Source organism: Alcanivorax sp. P2S70 (assembly GCF_000475295.1).
GTDB lineage: Bacteria > Pseudomonadota > Gammaproteobacteria > Pseudomonadales > Alcanivoracaceae > Alcanivorax > Alcanivorax profundi.
On the sequence record NZ_AXBZ01000010.1, the window covers coordinates 1 to 20425 of the forward strand.

Sequence of the window (20425 nt, forward strand, 5' to 3'; positions counted from 1 at the left end):
AGCAGATGGGCGCTCCAGGCCTCGCCCTCCGGGTCTTTCAGGCTGATCCACACTCGTTGTTGCACTTTCTCGACAGGCAACCAGCATGCCTTCAAAAGTGCGCCTAGATTGTGAATCAGCCTGAAAGACTGAGCATGCAAGGAGTCATTCAGAGGCTCCCTTGTTGTAACGCCTGCCGAACTTGACGGTCAATGTTCTGACTTGCTGACCAGACAAGCGGACGCTGGCCGGCGAGGGGAGCAGGTCTCGGGTCAGCCAATAATGCCGTCCTGTTGAAGCTGGGCGAATTCCTCGGCGCTCAGCCCCAGCTCCTCCTGCAGGATCTGCTGGTTATGGCTGCCCACGTCACCGCCAGGCCAGCGGGTTTCCCCGGGGGTCTCGACGAGTCGTGGCGTGATCGCAGGAATCTTGAGGGGCTTGCCGTTGATTTCGACCTGCTGAAACAGGCCTCGGGCCTGGAAGTGCGGGTCCTGCATCATGTCGGCCACCGAATAGATGGGGCCTGAGGGGACACGGGCGTCTTCCAGAATCGAGAGGATGTCATCGCTGGGCAGGCTACGGCACCAGCTGTCCAGGGCGTCATCAATGGCGGCCTCGTTCTCGACCCGGCCTGCATTGGTGGCCATGTCCGGGTTTTCTGCCATGTCGGGGCGTCCGGCGGCGACCATCAGTCGTTTGAAAATGGAGTCACCATTGCCGCCGATGACCACAAATTTGCGGTCTGCACAGCGGTAGGTATTGGTGGGGACAATGCCGGTCACGGTGGAGCCGGAGGGCTCACGAATCACGCCGGCGCCGTCGAATTCCGGGATCACCCCTTCCAGCAGGTTGAACACGGATTCGTACAGGGCCACATCCACGACCTGCCCCTTGTCGCTGGCCTGACGTTCGAACAGGGCCAGAAGGATGCCGAGTGCGGCGTGCAAGGCGGCAATGGTATCGCCCAGCGAGAGATTGGGGCGTACCGGGCGCTCTCCGGGGAAGCCGTTCACATAGCGCATGCCGCCAATGCCTTCACAGACTGACGCATAGCCAGGTTTGCTGGCGTAAGGCCCGGTCTGCCCATAGCCGGAGATGCGGGTGTAGACCAGGCCGGGGTTGTCTTCACTGAAGCTGTCCGGGCCCAGCCCCCAGTTTTCCATGGTCCCCGGGCGGAAGTTCTCGATCACCACATCCGCCTTGGTCATCATCTTGCGCACCAGCGCCTTGCCTTGGTCGGTCTTGAGATCCAGGGTCACCGATTTCTTGTTGCGGCCCAGGCTTCGCCACCAGAAGGAGGTGCCATCGTCATCGAGTTTGCGCCAGCCACGAATGGGATCGCCCCCAGGCGGTTCGACCTTGACCACATCGGCACCGAAGTAGGCCAGTAAGGTGCCAGTGAAAGGGCCAGCCAGCAGTTGGCCCAGCTCAACAACACGGACTCCTTCCAGGGGCAGGCGGCGGGGTGCGGTGTGGGTCATGGTCTCTCCGTGGGGGCCAGGGTGTGGTTAACAGGCTGTTAAAAGGCTCTCAAGCCTAGCGGATTGGGACGTGCAGTGGCAGTGGCGAAAATGACCGGCGCCGGGTGTTTGTCGTCAGGTTGGGGGCGGGAGGAGGGCTTAAGTTTTGCCATCCGGGCCCGGGCCTATACAATCCGCGGCCTGCTACGAGGAAAAACCATGACTCCGGAACGTTATCGCCGCATCTGTGACACCCTGGATCGCCGTCAGCCTGACCTGACCGTGATCATGGATGGGGTGCACAAACCCCATAATATTGCCGCCATTGTGCGTACCTGTGATGCGGTAGGAATCATGGATGTCCACGCGATTTTGCCCAACAACCGGGCGCGCATGGCGGCGGGAACGGCTATGGGCTCCCAGCGCTGGGTGAAGGTTCACAAGCGGGACGAAAGCACCAGCGTCATTCGTGAGCTGCAGGGTGAGGGGGTTCAGGTGCTTGCCGCGCACCTTTCCGACACCGCCATTCCCTACCGCCAGGTGGATTTCACTCGCCCTACGGCCCTGTTACTGGGCACCGAGAAGTTTGGTGTCAGCGATGAAGCGGCCGCGGCCGTGGATCAGCATGTCATCATCCCGATGATGGGGATGGTGGAATCGTTCAATGTGAGTGTGGCGGCGGCGATTATCCTGTCCGAAGCCTGCGAACAGCGCCGAGCCAAGGGGTTTTATGACAGCCCCAGGGTAGATGAGGCGCGCTACAACGCGTTGTTGTTTCGCTGGGGGCACCCGAAGATCGCCCGGTTGTGCGATGCAGAAGGGGTGCCTTACCCGGAACTGGATGAAGACGGACAGGTGAAGGACAGCGCCGCGCTTACGGCGCTGTTGCGGAAGGAGCCCTGACGGCGCCCAATGGTTTGGCGCTGGGAGCATGGCTGACTTGCCAGTGAAAATCGCTGGCGCCACCTTCCCCGACCCAGGCCGGGAACCACAACGTGTTGTCCATGGTGGCGTAGCGTAGGCGGGTGATGTCGATGCCCTGCTGGTTGGCCAGTGCCACCATGCGCTGCAGGACCTTGCCATGGTGGATCTGGTCGGGAGCGATGGTGCTATCGAGAATGGATTGACGCACCAGGCCGTTGAAGGTGTCCCTGGGAATGCCAGAGAAGTTCATTCGGTCCAGGTCGGCCACGAAGCCATCGGCAACGGCAGCCACCGTGGTGAAGCGGCCTTCTTCGTTAAGCTCACGGATGCGCGCATTGACGATTTTATCGTATTTCTCAAACGCGCCCTTTTCTTCTGCCTCGGCCAGTGCCTGTATGGCTTCTCCCAGGCTGTCCATGTTCATGTAATCCAGCTTGGGGATTGCGCCAAGCAGATCAATGACGGTGCGTGGCAGCCCTTCACTCTGGAATCCCAGTCGCGGCGTTGCACCGGGATAGCGTTCGTAGTCGGTCGTGCTTTCGGTATCGTCCTCATAAAACATGTTCATCGTGACGCCGTTGAGGAAGGCATCGAACAGCCCGTTGGGGACCACTGGCATATGGTTGCTGAAGAACATTTCCCAGCCCTGATTCGAGTCCATATGCAGCCAGTCGCCGGGGAGCCGGGTGGCGTTCATGGTGGTCTCAAAGGCACTCATCTTGCCATCCACAAGCCCGTATTGGCCGTCGCCATAGACTTGGTCGAAACTCAGCCGGGCACCATCCAGATTGTGGAAATCGATGGCAAAATGGATCCGCGGTTCGCGCAGAAAGAGCAGGAAAAACTTGAGGACTTTTACGCTCCCGATGGCGAAGCGGGAAGGAATGGTCACCGATTGCTCGTAAAAATCGATCTGGAATTTCTGGCTGAAAAAGGTCGGCAGATAGGCATACCAGATGCGGGCTTTGACCAGCAGTGAGGCGCGCACCGCGCCGTCTTTAACCGCGATGGGGATGGCCTTGATGTTCTTGCGGGTATCCAGATCCACGCGCAGTTTCTGGTTAAGAATGCCAGTGCTGATGTTGACGTAGATATTGTCGAAAACATTCTTGTTGGCATGGGGACCAAGCCTGGGTGCCATGGACTCAATCTGGGTGAAATCCTCGGGGTCGTAGTTCAGTTTCATCAGAGTGCTGCTGATCTCGCCTTTCTCGAGGTCCACCTGAACATAGTCCGCCCTGGAACGTTCAGGGTTGTTGCGCACCAGATAAATATAGCGGGGCTGGTTGCGTGGTGAGTCAAGGCGGATTTCCTCGAGCAGGGTGCCTTGCTCAAGCGGATGTTGTTCCGGGTTATAGCGTTCCCAGCCGCCGTCGCGGAACATGAAGGCGAGCTCGTCGAAATCATCAAAAATGCCGGGCTTGCCCTCTGGCGGGTTGTCGTTCTCGCCCTCAATCCAGATCAGGCCGGTTTTGTCATATTCGTCAATCTGGAAAGGGATCGGGATCAGCTTGCCTTCGCGAACAGCCATCAGAGACAGTTCATCAACGGCGATACCGTTATGGGAGGAGAGCTCAAACCCCTTGATTTCCATTGGGTAAAGATAGGTGAATTGCGTGGTGTCCAGTGCCTCCAGGGTGGCGTCCAGCTGGGCAGTAGAGATTTTGGACATACTGTTGACCCAGCGCCCGAGTGCACTGGGGTCAGCCTTGTAGAAATCAAGGAAGTGCTGGAAGTAGGCATCGGGTACACCGTCTGTCCAGATCTCCCTGGCCTGTGAGGGGCTGGGGAGTGTAAAGAACAGGGCAATGAGTCCGATCCATGCCTGTCTGCCGATCATTTTGTTATTCTCTTCGACGTTTTGGATGGGCATAAGTGAATTAGGGCATAGGGTATGACAGAGAATGAAAAAAGAGTAGGCCTCGACGCCCTGCACCAGTGTCTCCACCGCGTATTGCCTGCGGTAAGCCTGCGCAGCCAGTCGTTGCCCAATACGCCCCAATTGCGTCTCTGGCTGCTGGATGAGCTGTTTCCTGAACAGGCGCTGGAGCCGGAGATCGTTAACCGGATCATGGAAGAGCCTCCGTACTGGTCGTTTTGCTGGGCGTCAGGGCAGGTACTGGCAGAGTACCTGATGGCGCATCCGCAATGGGTCAAGGGCCGTTGTGTCGTCGATGTGGGCCCGGGATCCGGGGTGGTGGCCATTGCCGCGGCCATGGCGGGGGCTCGCAAGGTGATTGCCTGCGATCTGGATGCGGATGCCCTCACCGCCACCCGGGTCAATGCGCTGGAAAATGACGTGGAGGTGATGCTCAGCCAGGATCTGGACAGTGCTTTGGCCGAGGCGGATCTGGTGACGGCAGCTGATATTCTCTACGACCGGGAAAACCTGCCGTTACTGGCGCGTTTTCAGGCCGCGGGCAGGGTGTTGCTGGCGGACTCCCGTGTGCCGGATTTGAATCCGCGGGGGTACCGGCTATTGGGACAGTGGCAGTCCTGTACCTGGCCGGATCTGGGGGAGTCCAGTGAGTACAACGGGGTAAGGTTGTTCGCTTCGGAACCGGAATAAGAAATTCTGGTCACACAGTTTGGCGGGCGCTATCAGCTTCGGGCTGCCACTACGCCCGCTGTAGGGGGTAACAGGGAACTCATCCCGAATTCCGGTTTTCCTTGAATCATCAGGAGGAACAGACATTGTCCAAGAAAATGCAAACCGTCCAGCCACTGGTCTGGCTGATGCTGGCGCTGTGTGTGGCTTTTTCACCCGTTCAGGCGGCGCTGCCGTCGGTAACAGGGGAAGGCGATGCCTTGCCGTCACTGGCGCCCATGCTGGAAAAGACGTCGCCAGCGGTCGTTAACATTGCCATCGAAACCCGGGTGCGCGCCGCCCGGAACCCGTTGATGGATGATCCTTTCTTTCGCCGCTTCTTCAACATGCCCGAGCAGCAGCGCGAACGCCGGGCGGCCAGTGCCGGCTCGGGTGTGATTGTCGATGCAGAAAATGGCTACATTCTGACTAATGCTCACGTGGTCAAGAATGCGGACACCATCGAAGTGACCCTCACTGATGGCCGTGAGTTGTCTGCCGAGCTGGTGGGTACGGATGAAGAAGTGGACCTGGCGGTTCTGAAACTGGAAGAGGCGGATGGGCTGACGCAGATCGCCATCGCCGATTCTACCGGCCTGCGGGTGGGGGATTTTGTGGTCGCTATCGGCAACCCGTTCGGGCTTGGCCAGACCGTGACCAGCGGCATCGTCTCAGCACTGGGACGTACCGGGTTGGGTATCGAAGGGTATGAGAGCTTTATCCAGACCGATGCCTCGATTAATCCGGGGAATTCCGGCGGTGCCCTGGTGAATCTGCGTGGTGAACTGGTTGGCATCAACACCGCCATCCTGGCGCCGGCGGGTGGGAACGTGGGTATTGGTTTTGCCATTCCTACCGAAATGGCGGAAAACGTCATGCACCAGCTGATTGAACACGGTGAAGTGCGTCGCGGCATGCTGGGCGTGACGATCCAGGATCTTACCCCGGAGCTGGCAGAAGCCTTTGGCGTTGATCGCCAGCGTGGCGTGGTGATTACCCAGGTCGTGGAAGACAGTGCAGCGGAGAAAGCCGGCTTGAAGAGCGGTGATGTGGTAACCGCAGTGGATGGCCGTCCAGTGAATCGGGCTGCTGATTTGCGTAACAAGGTCGGGATGGCGCCAGTTGGCGAGAAGGTGACCCTGAGCATCCTGCGCGACGGCAAGAAGAAGGATGTCACTGCCACCATCAGTGAATCCAATCGTGAAACCGCCGGTGGTGAGGCGGTTTCCCGTTTCCTGGAAGGTGCCAGCCTGCGTGACCTGCGCAAGGGTGAGCTGCAGCATGCTGAAAGCGGTGTGCTGGTGGATGCGGTGGAGCGCGCTTCTCCCGCCTGGCGTGCCGGTCTGCGTCAGGGCGATGTGATTATCAACGCCAACCGCAAGGACGTGGTCGATATGAAAGAGTTGCGTTCGGCAGTGGAAGACAAGGATGCAACCCTGTTACTGCGAGTCAATCGTAATGGCGGGATCTTCTTTGTGGTGGTTCGTTGATTACACTGGCGGGAGGCTCCTGCGGATGCGGGGGCTACCGGATTTGACCGTCTGAAGAAAACGCCCCGTTTCAGCGAAACCGGGGCGTTTTTTATGCCTTTCCTGTTGAGGGAGGGTGGAAGATCGGGTGGACTGCTGAGCAGTTCGCCGGAATCAGGCTCACTCATGCTCAAAGTGGCCGTGGCGTCCCTCACCCTGACGGAAACGCTCTGCACCTTGAAGGGCTTCCTCGAACACCACCGGGTATCCCCCTTTACCTTCCAGACGCAAGGCCTCGGCCACGGGGTGCTCCCATTGTTGCAGGGCCGAAAGCCTGTCTGCACGCAAGCAGGCCTGGGGAAAGGTCGCGATCTGTTTCGCCAGTGTCATGGCTGCAGTGAGGGCCTGACCGTCGTCGACGACGCGGTTGGCCAGGCCCATGGCCAGAGCCTCTTCGGCCCCGACCGGCCGTCCCGTCAGGATCATGTCCATGGCATGGCTTTGTCCGATCAGACGGGGAAGTCGCACTGTGCCGCCGTCGATCAGTGGCACGCCCCAACGGCGACAGAACACCCCGAAGATCGCACTCCTTTCCATGACCCGCATGTCGCACCACACTGCCAGTTCCAGCCCCCCGGCAACGGCATAACCGCTAACCGCGGCGACAACCGGTTTGCTCATGGCCAGCCGGGTAGGGCCCATGGGGCCTGGGCCGCTACCCTGTGCATCGATTTCATTGCGGCGTTGCGGGTCGCCCAGTGCCGACAGATCTGCACCTGCACAAAAATTCCCCCCAGCGCCGGTCAGGATCGCCACGTGCAGTGCCGGATTGTTGTCGAAGTCTTCAAACGCTTTTCGCATGGCGTCAGCGGTAGGGCGGTCGACAGCGTTACGCTGGGCGGGGCGGTTAAGGGTAATCACACAGACGTTGTCGATGTGTTCAATGAGTACGGGAGGCCCTGACATATTGTTATCCTGTGCGGAAGATGAATGTTCACGTTAGTGGAGCCTGTATGCACTATCAATCGACCTACGCGCCGGAAACCCTTGAGCGGGGACAGGTAGACACCCACGAGGGAATACGCTTACTGGAATTCGGGACCAATTGGTGCGGTTACTGTATTGCTGCTCAGCCGGAAATCGAGGCCTGTGTGGGGCTAATTGAGGACGGTGAACACCTCAAGGTGGAAGACGGGCCCGGCAGGCCGTTGGGGCGAAGTTTTCGGGTCCGGTTATGGCCGACGCTGATTCTGCTGGAGAATGGTGAAGAAATCGGCCGCGTTGTCCGCCCTGACCGGGCTGCGCTGCAGGCGTTGCTGGCCCCGCTGGCCGCGGGTCGGCAATAAGGGGCTCGCACAACACAGCGTTACGGCAGTGTCAGTACGACTTTGCCGCAGGTCTTGCCGGATTGCAGCAGGGCGAGAGCCTGATGTGCCTCTTCAAAGGGCAGTGAGTGACCGACATGGGGAGGGGCAATCTCCACTGCTGTCAGTTCTTGCAGTAATCCCTGCAGTCGCGTTTTTTGCTCCCATAGCCAGATGAGGTTGAAGGCCAGCACTGACCGGTTACTGCTGATCATGTCCATCACGTCATAGCGGGGGCGGCGTAGATAACGCCAGGCTGCTTTGAGATAGTTGGGACGATGGCCAGTAGGAGTGAATTCTGCGGCACCAAACACGACCAGTCTGCCCATGGGTGCCAATGCGGCAAAGCTGGCTTGCTGTACCTTTCCGCCAATGGCATCCAGCACCAGGTCCAGGGGTTCAGACAGCCCGGAAAGCTGTTTCATAAAATCTGTATCGCGAACCAGTACTTGTTCGAAGCCCTGTGAAACTAACCAGTGGGCTTTTTCTGTGTTTCCCACGGTGCCGATGGGGGTTGCTCCCAGCGCCTTGCACAACTTCATGGCCTGCAAGCCAACGCCCCCTGCGGCGCTGTGAACCAGCACTCTGTGGCCTTTGTCGATGGCGCCCAGATGAGTGAGGGCGTACCAGGCCGTGAGTGTCTGTACCGGCCAGGCTGCACCCTGGGAAAAGTCCCAGTCTGCGGGCAGGGGTATCAGATACTCTGGTTCGCTGTCGATTACACTGCTGTAGCCCCCGAAGCGGGTGAGGCCCATTACCCGGTCTCCGGGCTGGAAAGCGCCAGAGTCCTCCACGCTCTCTACAACCCCGGAAAATTCCAGACCCGGAACAAAGCTACCTTCCGGGGTGGCGGAATAGAGCCCGGTGAGCGCGAAAATATCAGCGAAATTCAGGCCCACGGCTTTAACCGTTACCCGGACTTTCCCTTTGGACCGTGGCGGGAGGGTGCTCTCCTGTAGAGCCAGTGTGGCCAGGTTGCCTGCCTTTGGGGTTTTCCAGTGTTGGACCGATGGCATGGTGCAGCCTCTTGCATGATTGGAAATGGTGAATTGCACATCGTACTGCTAACGTTGGGGTACAGGCATTCAATGAAGGAAAAAACATGAATAATCCGGATATCGGCAAGCTGGTGCTGCGCCTCACGTTGGGGCTGCTGATGCTCTTGCATGGCATTAACAAATTGCACTCCGGGGTGGGGTGGATTGCCGGTGAACTGGCCTCCCATAACCTGCCAGGCTTTCTCGCTTATGGTGTTTTCGTGGGAGAGTTGATTGCTCCGTTGATGGTACTGCTCGGCTTTCATACCCGTGTGGGCGCAGTGCTGATTGCCGGCAATATGCTGGTGGCCATTGTGCTGGTGCACATGGGGGAGTTGTTTTCGCTTACCCAGACCGGCGGCTGGGCACTGGAGCTGCAAGGGTTCTTCCTGTTTACCGCGGTTGCGATTTTCTTCCTTGGAGCAGGGAAATATGCGGTGAAGAATTGATGCTTCGGGTTACGAAAAAACGAAAAGGCCGCGCTCTGGCTGAGCGCGGCCTTTTTCATGCCGGTGCAACATGCAGAAAGCCGGGGAGGCTCACTGTGGAATGGGGAGCAAGACTTCGTTTGCAAGACCTCCCACGCCCTGTGGGGAATCCCCTTTAGCCGCGCAGGCGATTTTTCTCCGTGATCTGGCCGTTAAGGGTGAGAAAATCGTAGAGAATCCCGAGTCCGAACAAACCGACGGTCAGCAGGTAGATGATACCGGTAATCACCTTCCCCATATAGAAGCGGTGAATGCCGAAGACGCCCAGAAAGGTGAGCAGGATCCAGGTAATGTTGTAATCGATGCTGCCCGCTTCATAGCGTGTGTCGGCGGCCTCATCCATGCCGGGAATCAGGAACAGGTCGATGATCCAGCCAATGAAGAACAACCCGAGCGTGAAGAACCAGATAGTGCCAGTGATCTGCCGACCGTAGTAGAAACGGTGGGCACCCATAAAACCAAAGATCCACAACAGGTAGCCGATGACCTTGCTGTGGGTGTCTGTATTAAGCGTGTTTTGCATGCGCTGATCCTCGATTCACAATTCCACATTCAGGGCGGCGATGGCCGCGTTGGCCTTGTCACGGGCCTGTTCGATATCGTCGCCGAGTGCTACTGCCACCCCTAAACGGCGACTGCCATGGACCTCGGGTTTGCTGAACAGTCGCACTTCTGTGTCGGGTTGCGCCAGGGCTTTTTCAAGTCCGCTGTAACGCATCTGTTCAGAGTCCCCATGTACCAGTAACACAGAGGAGGCAGCGGGGCTGCGTTGGTTGATATTGGCGACGGGCAAGCCAAGAATGGCGCGGGCGTGCAGGGCAAACTCCGACAGATTCTGGGACAGCAGGGTGACCAGGCCGGTGTCATGGGGGCGGGGCGACACTTCGCTGAAGTAGACCTGATCACCCTTGATAAACAGCTCCACGCCGAAGATGCCCATGCCGCCCAGGGCTTCGGTAATGGCGCCGGCCACTTGCTGGGAGGCGGCCAAGGCCGCATCACTCATGGGCTGCGGTTGCCAGGATTCCTGGTAATCGCCATTTTCCTGACGATGCCCAATGGGGGCGCAGTAGGTGGTGCCATCACGATGGCGAACCGTCAGTAGCGTGATTTCGTAATCGAAGTCCACAAAGCCTTCAACGATCACCCGCCCTTCGCCTGCGCGGCCTCCCGACTGGGCATAGTCCCATGCGGCCTGAATATCGGACTCCCTTTTCACGGTGCTCTGGCCTTTGCCAGAGGAGCTCATTACAGGCTTGACCACACACGGAAGCCCGATATCCTCAACCGCCTTGCGGTAGTCTTCCAGGGTGTCGGCAAAATGATAGGGGGAGGTGGGCAGGCCCAGTTCCTCTGCTGCCAGACGGCGGATCCCCTCACGGTTCATGGTCAGTTGCGCTGCCTGGGCAGTGGGTACAACCGTGACGCCTTCCTGCTCCAGCTTGACCAGTTCATCGGTGGCAATGGCTTCGATCTCAGGTACGATCAGGGCCGGTTTTTCCTGCTCAACCAGTTGGCGCAGGGCTTGGCCGTCAAGCATATTGATAACATGGCTGCGGTGAGCTACCTGCATGGCAGGGGCATTGGCGTAGCGATCCACGGCGATCACTTCACAGCCATAGCGGATCAGCTCAATGGCCACTTCGCGACCCAGTTCGCCGGAGCCCAGTAGCATGATGCGGGTGGCAGTGTCGGTGTTAGGCGTGCCGATGGTGGTCATAGGATTCTCTTGTCAGGGCATACAGTGTTGGGCTGATTGTAACGAATTGAACCGCAGGTGCTACTCATGAGCGTAGGCAGGAGAGAGTCAGGTGGACGATAACCGCTGGATGGAAAGGGCGTTGGTGCTGGCAGGGCAGGCTGCCGCAGCGGGGGAAGTACCGGTCGGGGCGGTGCTAGTGCGTGAAGGCATCGTGTTGGGTGAAGGGTACAATCAACCTATCGCAGGCCATGACCCGACCGCGCATGCAGAAATCATGGCCCTGCGGGCGGCAGCGACCGCTGAACAAAACTACCGCCTGCCGGGAAGCACCCTTTATGTCACGCTGGAGCCCTGCACCATGTGCTTCGGTGCCATGGTCCACGCCCGTGTCGCACGGCTTGTCTACGCGGCCAGTGAACCACGTGCAGGCGTTTGTGAAAGCCAGCTGCATTTGCCAACAGTGGAATTCTATAACCACAGGATGGTTGTGGAGGGAGGGCTGTTGAAGGAAGAAAGCGCGGTTATGTTGAAGCAGTTTTTTGCCCAGCGGCGAGGAAAGAAAAACGCAGGCTAGCGTGCTCAATTGCAACGTCAGCCCTGCAGGAGCGGTTGCTTCCTGATAAAGGTTTGCCAAGTCAGGACGGGAATGCGTCAACGTTATTCCGGACGGGTCCAATAAAAAAGGGTCGGCATAGCCGACCCTTTTTAGTACCCGAAGGATGCCTTACTGGAACTGGGCTTCCTGGGTAGTGGCCTTCAGGATGGTCTCAACCCGACGGTTCTGGGCACGACCTTCGCTGGTGTTGTTGTCGGCGATGGGTTTCTCTTCGCCGTAGCCAACAGTGGAGATACGGGATTCATCAATGCTGTAGCTTTCTACGAGCACTTTCTTCACTGCATCCGCGCGCTGCTTGGAGAGCTTTTTGTTGTAGCTCGCCGCACCAGTGCTGTCCGTATGGCCTTCCAGAACCAGCTGGGCAGAAGGATACTGGGTCATTTCATCAGCCAGCAATTCCAGGTCGGAGTAGGAAGTCTGGCGCACTTCAGCCTTGTCCAGACCGAACTCGACATACAGTGTTTTCTTGACGTCCTTATCCAGGTACTGCTGACAACCTTTTTCGTCAACCAGAGCACCGGCTGGGGTATCAGGGCACTGGTCCATGCTGTTTACGACGCCGTCACCGTCATCGTCCAGTTCGCAACCGGTAGCATCGACCTGAGCGCCGGCAGGTGTGCTGGCACACTGATCACGATCATCGGGCACACCATCACCGTCACTGTCAGTAACAACATTTTCAACCGGTGCGGGCTCTTCTTTCTCGGCGCGGCTGGCACCGATCAGGAAGTTCAGGCCGGCATAGATTTCTGCGTCCCAACGTTCGCTGTCGAATGCATAGTAAGGGCGCGCACCGACATCAAGCAGGAAGTTGGGATGGAGCAGGGTCTGGAAGCCCGCTTCGAGGGTACCGATGGTCTCGGAATAATCGTCAGAGCTGCTGCTGGTGGGTTCGCTGCGGAACTCACCTGCACCAATACCAACGTAGGGTTCAAAAGCGGAGCTGCCGTAAAAGTGTTTACGGAAGGCACCGTGGGCGATGTTGATATCGGTATCGCCAAAGACTTCGGTGTTGGAGTTATTGCGCTCCCACCAACCCTGGAAAGACCAGTCACGATTGAAGCGGTAGCCCAGTTGAGCCCCGGGCAAGGTCACTTCGCTCTCTGAGGTGTTGGAGTCGTAGTGGTCACCGATGTCCACCCAGTTTTCACTGATGTGGCCACCGAAGTAGAAGTAACGCTCGGGCATGTCCTCAGCGATTACCACGGGGGCGGCGGCAACAGATGCGCAAGCAATACTGGCGGCCAGAAAACGTTTAGCGCTCATAAGCTCCTTCCTTGATTATGCAATTGGCAGTGCAAACACCTGATAAGTCTTTGCCAGTCAAACGCTTAAGTAAATCCTGCAAGGAAAGATTAATAAAAAAATTTACAAAGATGGCAATAAAGTAACCGGATAAAGCAGGTTAGGGATAAATTTGGTTAGAAAGTGCGATTTTAAAGTAAGTAAAAAGTATTGGGGGCTAGGTCGCTGACGGGGGGGGCGCGCCTTTGTCCCGGCCCTCATTTCGGTTCTGGTACAGCGCATAGTCGGCTTCGTTTAATAATGTGTTGAGATTACGGCCACTGTTTTCTGTGCTGGCCGTGCCGATCTTGGCGTTGAGTTTGACCATTTGAGCGGTTGCCTCGGCCGCTCCGGAGGGCACTTGCAGATTTGCGGTCAGGGCACGCAACCCTTCGCCCATGCGGGCAGCGTCTTCAAAGCTGGTATGAGGCAGCACTAGCAGGAACTGGGCTCCGTCAAAACGCCCGAAAAGGTCGCTTTCCCGGATTTTTTCACGAATGGCGTTGGCAAAACGCTGAAGGGAAAGTTCTCCGGTTCGCCGGCCATGCTCATCCAGCAGATTGGAGAAGTCACTGATCTCGATTAATAGTACCGACACCGTGTAGTTATGGCGGTGACTCAGAGCAAGCTCCCTTTCCAGCATGCCAAGCAGATGTGGGCGATTGAAAAGACCGGTCAGGTGATCTTCTCTGGCCTGTTGTTGCAGTTGCCGGTTCTGTCTGTCCAATGCGATCAAGCGGGTGCTGAAGAGGTAGAGAGGTGGGGCAAGCAGTAGCAGTGGCAGGGCTGTGGCCAGCACCATACCGGACAACCAGTCGCGTTCACCTACCAGCATGATGGCAATGCTGGTGAGCATCAGGGAGACAACAATGGAAACCAAGGTCATGGCAGCCGTGCCCTTGAGGGCAGCGAGACGATCAGTACGAGTAGACAGCCGAGATGAACCCACGACTACCTGGAACAGCTTTGCCATGATTGCGCAATCCCCTCAAATGATACGCTTTTTTGAGCCAGTATCCGGGTTGCCTGCACATGGCGCAATAGGGGTTAGGGTTCTCCCAGCAATTCCGCTTTCATCGCTTTGGAATAGGGGGCCTGTCCGAACCAGATTTTCAGGTAGTCACGGGCAAAATCCGCTCCCTGCTCTTTCGCTAGAGGGGTGTTGTTGAGTCGTAACTCAAAGTCCTGCTCCATCCAGACAAGGGTATAGGTATCCCCATCATCGACGTTTTGGTAGTGGCTATTGAAGGAGGCAAAACGGGGTTTGAGGGTATCGAACCGGTTTTGGGGCAGATTTTTCTCGAGAAAATGCAAGGCCGCTTTGGCGAATGCGTCTCCCGGGACCTCTCGAAAATAGGCAAATTCAAGCTTCAGAGGAGGGCTAAGCGGGTCTGTGTCATCGCAATTCATTCGTGACAGGGATGCCTCTCCAACGGTGAATACCTTGAGGGCTTTCACGTCGGCACGGGAACATTCTTGCCATGCAGTTTGAGCGCTAGCCTGTGACATCAACCCGAGGATGAGTGCCAGGGGGGGGGCGCCTTTCAATCGTCGGGGGAATGGTGTCTTAGCCATCGTGTCGCAGGTCCTAAAAGTGGAAGGTGTTGATCCAATCCCTGGCTGCTGTCCCAGAAGTCCTGATGGAACTGAATCAGTCCGTTCTCATCAACGCGAAGCTGACTGATGCCAATGGTGCTGGACAGTCTCGGCTTGTTAAAAAGGGTGAATTGAGCATCCATTTGCCACAGAACAAACACATCGCTGCTGTTTTCGCTGCAGATGAGCTGCAGTACTTCAAGAGACATCTGGTCGAGCCTTTCGGCTGTCTTGATCAAATGCTCGCGGAGTGCATCGCGGCCTTTCAGTGTTACCAGGGTGTCGTTGAAATACAGAGGGTCCGCGTAAACTGAATCAATGTTTTGATCGATGTATTTCGCATCGAGAGGGGAAAACAGCAGCAAAAACCGGTCAACAGAGTCGTTGTGGCAGCCCGCAACGCCCGGTACGGACTTTTCAACTGTCCGGTAGCTCTCTGTGTAGCCGTAGGGCCCTTTGGGGCTGCCATGGCAGCCAGCCAGTGCCGCACTTGCGGCGATAAGAGTGACAATTAATGCTTTCATACCCCTAGGATCGCCTCAGACCAGTGAGATAGCCGTGAAGAGTGGTTCACAGTGTCTTGACGAGGTCAGTGGGATGCTTAGCTGATGTCAATTGCCGCGCGTGCCAACATCGCCAACTTCATTGGTTTCCAATTACTTTGGGCTGCTGTGGTCTGGGGTGGAGCCAAAGGGGTGTGGTACCTCGGCTGGCCCTTTCTTGCGCTGATGCTGTTATTGCAATGGGCAGCTGGCCGTCCCGACAGGCAGGTGCTTACCCGGGATTTGGCCATGATGCTTGTGGGCTGGCTTGTTTGCCTGATGCTTGAGCCCATGTTGCTGTTGAGTCATGTTTTGGACTACCGGCACTGGCCGCACAGTGCGGCCGCCCCGGGTGGGATATGGGCCTTGTGGGCGGGATTTGCTGTGACCCTGTATTACTCATTGAGATGGTTGCGGGGCAAGTTGTGGTTGGCGGCCTTGGTCGGCGGCGCTGGTGGTGCTTTTTCGATGATGGCCGGAATTAATATCGGTGCTGCCCAGGCGCCTCGAGGGCTGAGCACCCTGTTGATTGTGTACGGGATTGTTTGGGCGGCGCTTGTCCCTGTTATGGTGGTTTTGTCAGACCGGGTGTTGAGCGCTCAGGCAATCCGCGTACGTCAACAATCCAAAGGAGGTATTCATGGGCGTTGAAGCTGTGATGCTGGTGGTTTTGCTTGCCGTTGCGGTCTTGTTGTGGGCGCAGCAGTTAAGGTCCGGGAATGCCGGCTGGGTTGATGTTTTTTGGTCCTGGGGTACCGGGCTCACTGGCATGCTTTACTTGCTCGTCGGTGATGGCTCTCCACTGCCCCGAGCCGTGGCAGGTGTGCTATTGCTGACATGGGCTTTGCGCCTTGGCAGCCATATTTTTCAACGTGTTCGCAATGACCCTGAAGAGGATGGCCGTTACGCGGCAATGCGCCAGGCTCTCGGGAGTCGCACCCAGCCGGTATTTTTTTTGTTTTACCTTGGCCAAGGGCTACTTGCCTGGGTGTTTTCGCTCCCGTTCAGCGTTATCGGTGACCAGCAGAACGCCGAGCCGTTGCTGGTGATAACAGGGCTGTTGATAGGAATGGGAGCGATATTCGGGGAGTCTGTGGCCGATGCGCAATTGAAGCGTTTCAAGGCTCGTTCGGATAGCCGGGGGAAAACCTGCCGTGAAGGGCTGTGGCGTTATTCTCGCCACCCCAACTATTTCTTCGAATGGCTGCATTGGTGTAGTTATCCGTTGGTCGCAACGGGAGCAGCCCTTTTCGGCTTTCTCTGGCTATTGCCGATCGCCATGCTGGCGTTCCTGTGGTTTGTCACAGGGATTCCGTACACCGAAAAGCAGGCCCTCAAGTCTCGTGGCGATGACTACCGCAAATATCAACGCACCACCAGTGCCTTTTTTCCCTGGAGACCAAGATCATGATGATACAAATGGCAGAGTCCGGCTGGCTTCCGGACGGGTTGGTCCGTTATGGCATTCGCCGGTTGCTCGCTCGGCGTTTGCAGCAGGAGCAGCGTCAGCAGGAGGGCAACACACGTGTCCTCAGAGCGGCGCCAGTGGCGGTGGAACAAGATGCTGCAAATGAGCAGCATTATGAAGTGGATGCCCGGTTTTATCAGCAAGTACTGGGCCCACATCTAAAATATTCCAGTGGCTTCTGGCCAGAGGATTGTACCGACCTTGCCGATGCGGAAGCAGCGATGCTCGCTCTTACCTGCGAGCGAGCACAGCTTGGGTCGGGCCAGCAGATTCTGGAACTGGGCTGCGGCTGGGGCTCTCTGACATTGTGGATGGCAGAGCATTACCCTGAAAGCAATATCACTGCGGTTTCCAACTCTGCTTCGCAACGGGCCTTTATCCTGGCGCGAGCTGAGGAAAGGGGGCTGGCAAACCTCAACGTAATCACTGCGGATGTGGCTACGTTTTCACCGGAAAGAGAGTTCGATCGTGTGGTTTCGGTCGAGATGTTCGAGCATATGCGCAACCATGCGACCTTGTTTTCTCGAATTCAGGGCTGGCTACGCCCTGGCGGCAAACTCTTTGTGCATGTTTTTTGTCACCGGGAACTCACGTATCTGTTTGAAGACCGGGGTGAGCAAGACTGGATGAGCAGGTATTTTTTCACCGGGGGAATGATGCCGGGCTGGGATTGGCTGCCTGAATGCGCAGGCGATCTGGCGCTGGAAGACCGGTGGCGTGTTAATGGCCAGCATTACGCCAAGACCCTCGAAGGATGGTTAACCCAGGCCGATCAGCGACAAGATAACCTTGTTGCCCTGCTGGACGAATGCTACGGCCCGGGGGAAGGTAAAGTATGGTTGCAGCGCTGGAGAATGTTTTTCATGGCATGCGCAGAACTCTTTAACTATCGTAGTGGCGAAGAATGGTTTGTGGCCCACTACCGGTTTTCGAGGCCGCAATAACAGTTATCCGGATTTGGCAGTGAAATCTGCATGAAGCGTTCAGGTGTACAGCATCGCCTTACCCGTGTGTATCTGGTTCAGCTGCTGCTGATCAGTTTGGCGACGGTGATGGGTGTTTGGGCCACCGCCAATATTATTGAGCATGTGCTGGTCAAGCAGGCACTGATCAAGGAGGCGGATCATTACTGGGGGTTATTGGAACAAAACCCCGAGCAGCCACGGCCCAATACCCGTCATTTGTTAGGTTTGCTGACCAGTCGCTCGGTTAACGATTCTGTCCCGGATATTCTCTCAGTCTTGCCAGACGGCTATCAGCGTGTGGACCTGGCAGGGGAAAAGCCTATCGTTTATATCGAAAGCCGAGGGGAGGCACGGCTCTACCTGGTTTTTGACGAGCAGCGGGTATCGGTGCTTGCGTTTTTGTTCGGTATCCTGCCGCTAACCGGTGTGTTACTGGTGATTTATATCACCTCTTTCCTCGGTTGGAAGAAGTCCCGGGACCTGCTGTCACCCCTGGTGCAGTTGGCAGAACGTCTTCGCCATACTCCTGTCGATACCCCGAGTGGAGCAAGACTGGATCTTGCCGATATCCAGGCAGACAATGACAGCGAGGTTGCGGTGCTGGTTTCTGCGCTGGAGGCTTATGCCGACCGTCTGGTGACCTTTGTCGAACGTGAGCGGCAATTTACACGCGATGCCAGCCACGAGCTTCGCACCCCTCTTGCCGTATTCCGCGCTAACCTTGAATTGCTTCAGAGCCAGGTGGGGGAGCGTCCGGTGATCAGCCGCATGTCGGACACCGTTGAAGACATGGAGGCTACGCTCGAAACCCTTTTGATGCTGGCGCGTACAGAGCACGTTGATCAGACCGCTGAGCCGGTCATTGTCAACGATATGGCGGTCAATTTGATGGAGCGCTTGTCTCCTCTGGCGGAACGGAAGCAGATACGGCTGCAAGTGAGACAAAAGTCCCTGACATCAGTCGATTGCCCAGAGCCAGCCTTGGCGATTGTGTTAACCAATCTGGTGCGTAATGCCATTAATTACAGTGGCTCTGGTGCGGTAGACATTATTGTTCTTGAGGGCGCAGTGCAGGTAGTGGACTCCGGTGTGGGCATGGATCAACAGGATCTTGAGCGTATGCTTAAACCGTTTGAGCGTGGAAACAGTGCCGAAGGCGGTCACGGTCTGGGTTTGGCAATTGTTCAGCGTCTTTGTGAGCGTTATGACTGGAAAATCATGGTCGCGAGTGCACCGGGCAAGGGCACACAGGTGCGTGTGGCGTTCAATTGAATTCGCCCCTCAGCTGAAGAGGGAGGTGTACTGCAGGCGTACCAGTAATTGTTTTGCATTTAATGCATCACGAATACGATCTGCAGCTCGCTGGGCGTTCGCTTGATCAGTATCAGCCAACAGAACCGCAAAACGATTGTTGCCTAAATGGGCGACACTGTCGTGCTCGCGAAGCAGTGCCGCCAGTGAATCGGCGATAATCTCGCTGTCAGCCTCTTCCGGCCCGTGCAGGTGGAGGACAGAAGACTCCATACCAAGATCTCTGGCGTTACCGATCTCCTGTTTAAGGATGTCCTCCCAGCCTTTTGGGCCCGGCAATCCGGTAATGTCGCAGCGATCTGGGTGTTCGATAAAGGTCGTCAGTCGTTGTTGCCTGGCATCGCGTACGGCTGTGTTGAGCAAGTGGCTGATCAATGCGGCTTCATGCTCAAGTGCGGGCAATGCATCGAGAAGTGACTCGGGTTGGGCGTGGGGGTCCAGCGCACACAGGGTGCCGAACAAATTACCCTGGGTATCCCGTAGTGGGAAACCAATATAGGCGCCAATGTCCAGCGTGGCGTTGATTGGAGCCGTGTGATACGCCTGATTAATGGCGGTATCGGCAACAATTCTTGCATTTCCCAGTTCTACCATCTGTACACAGTAGCTGGTTTGCCATTCCAGCCTATGTCCCTGGCACATCCCATAGGCCTTGTCCTGCACACGCAAGATGAGCAAATCGTCACCCCGAAGGCGGGTGATCATCCACATGGACATGCCGAAGCGTTGCTGGAGTTGCGCCAAATGGGCGTCCAGCAGCTTCTCAAATGAATTGTAGTGAGGTAAGAGTGTTGAGTCGTTCACAAGATTAAGGCGGAAAGTTTTTCCGCCTATTGTGAGTGTCCACAGGGCGCTGAATCAAGGGCAAGATCGATCAGTGGTGTTGCTCGGCAGCTCCGTGGATGCTGAAACCCACCCCCGGTAAGGTGTTGAGCAGAGGCTGGGAGAAAGGTTTGTCCATCGCTTTTCGCAGATTATACAAATGGCTTCTCAGCGCGTCAGAATCCGGAACCAGGTCGCCCCACAGCTCTCGCTCAAGTTGCTCCCGGCTGACAACCCGTGGGGATTCGCGCATCAGGATGCGCAGTATCCGGAACGCGGTGGGAGATAATTTCAGCAGTTTGCCATCCCGGCGGGCTTCCTGTCTTGCCGGGTCTAACTGTAGATCTTCCACCTGCAGGGTGTTCGCGGTGACTTCCTTACGCTGGCGGCGGATCTGAGCTGTGACCCTGGCTGCCAATTCAGGAAGTGCAAAAGGTTTTACAATGTAGTCGTCGCCGCCTTTGTTGAAACCTTCGAGTTTATCGTCAAGGTGGTCTCTGGCAGTCATAAAAATAACGGGGAGGTCTTGCGACAGCTCTTTACGAAGAGCCTCGCAAAACTGGAAGCCACTTTCGCCTGGGAGCATGACATCAAGCAACATGAGATCATAATGGTGTTGCTGTACCAGCTCCCGGGCAAGACGAGTGTCGCCTGCATAGTCGACCGTTGCACCCTGCTGCTCCAGGAACTCAAGTACGGTCTGCGCAAGTTGGCGATGGTCTTCCACCAGCAAGATAGACAAGTTTTCCATTATGCTCTCCTTTATCACCTTCCAATGGTGCGGCGTCAGACGTCAATGCCACGTCAATGA

22 protein-coding genes are annotated in these 20425 nt (G+C 56.9%); 10 read left to right on the plus strand and 12 right to left on the minus strand.

Annotated elements, in window-relative coordinates:
* Positions 1–251: 251 nt before the first annotated feature.
* Positions 252–1460, minus strand: a complete 1209-nt coding sequence (locus Q672_RS21035) for a CaiB/BaiF CoA transferase family protein (RefSeq protein WP_022984400.1) — start codon at positions 1458–1460, stop codon at positions 252–254.
* Between the two features lie 198 nt (positions 1461–1658).
* Between Q672_RS21035 and trmH the strand changes: the two genes are divergently transcribed.
* Complete coding sequence (gene trmH / locus Q672_RS21040; protein ID WP_022984401.1) at positions 1659–2342, plus strand: tRNA (guanosine(18)-2'-O)-methyltransferase TrmH; 684 nt, start codon at positions 1659–1661, stop codon at positions 2340–2342.
* Here the strand turns inward: trmH and Q672_RS21045 are convergent.
* Positions 2314–4203 (minus strand): hypothetical protein, encoded by a 1890-nt coding sequence (locus Q672_RS21045; RefSeq protein WP_022984402.1) that lies wholly within the window; start codon positions 4201–4203, stop codon positions 2314–2316. The two genes, trmH and Q672_RS21045, sit on opposite strands and share 29 nt — an antisense overlap.
* Before the next feature lie 54 nt (positions 4204–4257).
* Here Q672_RS21045 and Q672_RS21050 point away from each other — a divergent pair, with 54 nt between their 5' ends.
* The gene (locus Q672_RS21050) at positions 4258–4932 is read left to right on the plus strand and encodes a class I SAM-dependent methyltransferase (protein ID WP_022984403.1); all 675 of its coding nucleotides are present in this window, start codon (positions 4258–4260) and stop codon (positions 4930–4932) included.
* Positions 4933–5069: 137 nt separating this feature from the next.
* Positions 5070–6440 (plus strand): DegQ family serine endoprotease, encoded by a 1371-nt coding sequence (locus Q672_RS21055; RefSeq protein ID WP_022984404.1) that lies wholly within the window; start codon positions 5070–5072, stop codon positions 6438–6440.
* Positions 6441–6599: 159 nt separating this feature from the next.
* On the opposite strand, the gene Q672_RS21060 is transcribed toward Q672_RS21055, so the two are convergent.
* The gene (locus Q672_RS21060; protein WP_022984405.1) at positions 6600–7385 is read right to left on the minus strand and encodes a crotonase/enoyl-CoA hydratase family protein; all 786 of its coding nucleotides are present in this window, start codon (positions 7383–7385) and stop codon (positions 6600–6602) included.
* 47 nt (positions 7386–7432) lie between these two features.
* Here Q672_RS21060 and Q672_RS21065 point away from each other — a divergent pair, with 47 nt between their 5' ends.
* Positions 7433–7765, plus strand: a complete 333-nt coding sequence (locus tag Q672_RS21065; RefSeq protein WP_022984406.1) for a thioredoxin family protein — start codon at positions 7433–7435, stop codon at positions 7763–7765.
* A gap of 20 nt (positions 7766–7785) precedes the next feature.
* On the opposite strand, the gene Q672_RS21070 is transcribed toward Q672_RS21065, so the two are convergent.
* The gene (locus Q672_RS21070) at positions 7786–8799 is read right to left on the minus strand and encodes a zinc-binding dehydrogenase (protein WP_022984407.1); all 1014 of its coding nucleotides are present in this window, start codon (positions 8797–8799) and stop codon (positions 7786–7788) included.
* A gap of 86 nt (positions 8800–8885) precedes the next feature.
* On the opposite strand from Q672_RS21070, the gene Q672_RS21075 reads away from it, so the two are divergent.
* Complete coding sequence (locus tag Q672_RS21075; protein WP_022984408.1) at positions 8886–9269, plus strand: DoxX family protein; 384 nt, start codon at positions 8886–8888, stop codon at positions 9267–9269.
* Between the two features lie 154 nt (positions 9270–9423).
* Here the strand turns inward: Q672_RS21075 and Q672_RS21080 are convergent, their stop codons facing one another.
* Complete coding sequence (locus Q672_RS21080; RefSeq protein ID WP_022984409.1) at positions 9424–9831, minus strand: NINE protein; 408 nt, start codon at positions 9829–9831, stop codon at positions 9424–9426.
* A 15-nt stretch (positions 9832–9846) separates the two neighbouring features.
* Complete coding sequence (purT, locus tag Q672_RS21085; protein WP_022984410.1) at positions 9847–11028, minus strand: formate-dependent phosphoribosylglycinamide formyltransferase; 1182 nt, start codon at positions 11026–11028, stop codon at positions 9847–9849.
* A 91-nt stretch (positions 11029–11119) separates the two neighbouring features.
* Between purT and tadA the strand changes: the two genes are divergently transcribed.
* A complete protein-coding gene (tadA, locus tag Q672_RS21090) occupies positions 11120–11584 on the plus strand; it encodes a tRNA adenosine(34) deaminase TadA (RefSeq protein WP_022984411.1) in 465 nt (154 codons plus the stop codon).
* Between the two features lie 150 nt (positions 11585–11734).
* Here tadA and Q672_RS21095 read toward each other — a convergent pair whose 3' ends face one another.
* The 4 genes from Q672_RS21095 to Q672_RS21110 all read right to left on the minus strand — a co-directional run bounded on the left by Q672_RS21095 (position 11735) and on the right by Q672_RS21110 (position 15030).
* A complete protein-coding gene (locus tag Q672_RS21095; RefSeq protein ID WP_022984412.1) occupies positions 11735–12892 on the minus strand; it encodes an OmpA family protein in 1158 nt (385 codons plus the stop codon).
* Between the two features lie 196 nt (positions 12893–13088).
* Positions 13089–13883: a GGDEF domain-containing protein gene (locus Q672_RS21100; protein ID WP_022984413.1), complete on the minus strand. Its 795-nt coding sequence runs from the start codon at positions 13881–13883 to the stop codon at positions 13089–13091.
* Positions 13884–13957: 74 nt separating this feature from the next.
* The gene (locus tag Q672_RS21105) at positions 13958–14485 is read right to left on the minus strand and encodes a chalcone isomerase family protein (RefSeq protein WP_081703599.1); all 528 of its coding nucleotides are present in this window, start codon (positions 14483–14485) and stop codon (positions 13958–13960) included.
* The gene (locus tag Q672_RS21110; RefSeq protein WP_022984415.1) at positions 14455–15030 is read right to left on the minus strand and encodes a nuclear transport factor 2 family protein; all 576 of its coding nucleotides are present in this window, start codon (positions 15028–15030) and stop codon (positions 14455–14457) included. Before Q672_RS21110 ends, Q672_RS21105 begins: the two co-directional genes overlap by 31 nt.
* Positions 15031–15114: 84 nt before the next feature.
* Between Q672_RS21110 and Q672_RS21115 the strand changes: the two genes are divergently transcribed.
* From Q672_RS21115 to Q672_RS21130, 4 genes are all read left to right on the plus strand, one after another.
* Positions 15115–15699, plus strand: coding sequence for a DUF2878 domain-containing protein (locus Q672_RS21115; protein ID WP_022984416.1), 585 nt, complete (start codon positions 15115–15117; stop codon positions 15697–15699).
* The gene (locus tag Q672_RS21120; RefSeq protein WP_022984417.1) at positions 15689–16459 is read left to right on the plus strand and encodes a DUF1295 domain-containing protein; all 771 of its coding nucleotides are present in this window, start codon (positions 15689–15691) and stop codon (positions 16457–16459) included. Before Q672_RS21115 ends, Q672_RS21120 begins: the two co-directional genes overlap by 11 nt.
* A gap of 134 nt (positions 16460–16593) precedes the next feature.
* Complete coding sequence (locus Q672_RS21125; protein WP_326929256.1) at positions 16594–17460, plus strand: SAM-dependent methyltransferase; 867 nt, start codon at positions 16594–16596, stop codon at positions 17458–17460.
* 30 nt (positions 17461–17490) lie between these two features.
* On the plus strand, positions 17491–18753 hold the full coding sequence (locus tag Q672_RS21130) for a sensor histidine kinase (RefSeq protein WP_022984419.1): 1263 nt from the start codon (positions 17491–17493) through the stop codon (positions 18751–18753).
* A gap of 9 nt (positions 18754–18762) precedes the next feature.
* Here Q672_RS21130 and Q672_RS21135 read toward each other — a convergent pair whose 3' ends face one another.
* Entirely contained in the window at positions 18763–19596 is an 834-nt protein-coding gene (locus Q672_RS21135; RefSeq protein WP_326929257.1) for a GAF domain-containing protein, read from the minus strand.
* A 70-nt stretch (positions 19597–19666) separates the two neighbouring features.
* On the minus strand, positions 19667–20365 hold the full coding sequence (locus tag Q672_RS21140; protein ID WP_022984421.1) for a response regulator transcription factor: 699 nt from the start codon (positions 20363–20365) through the stop codon (positions 19667–19669).
* Between the last annotated feature and the right edge of the window lie 60 nt (positions 20366–20425).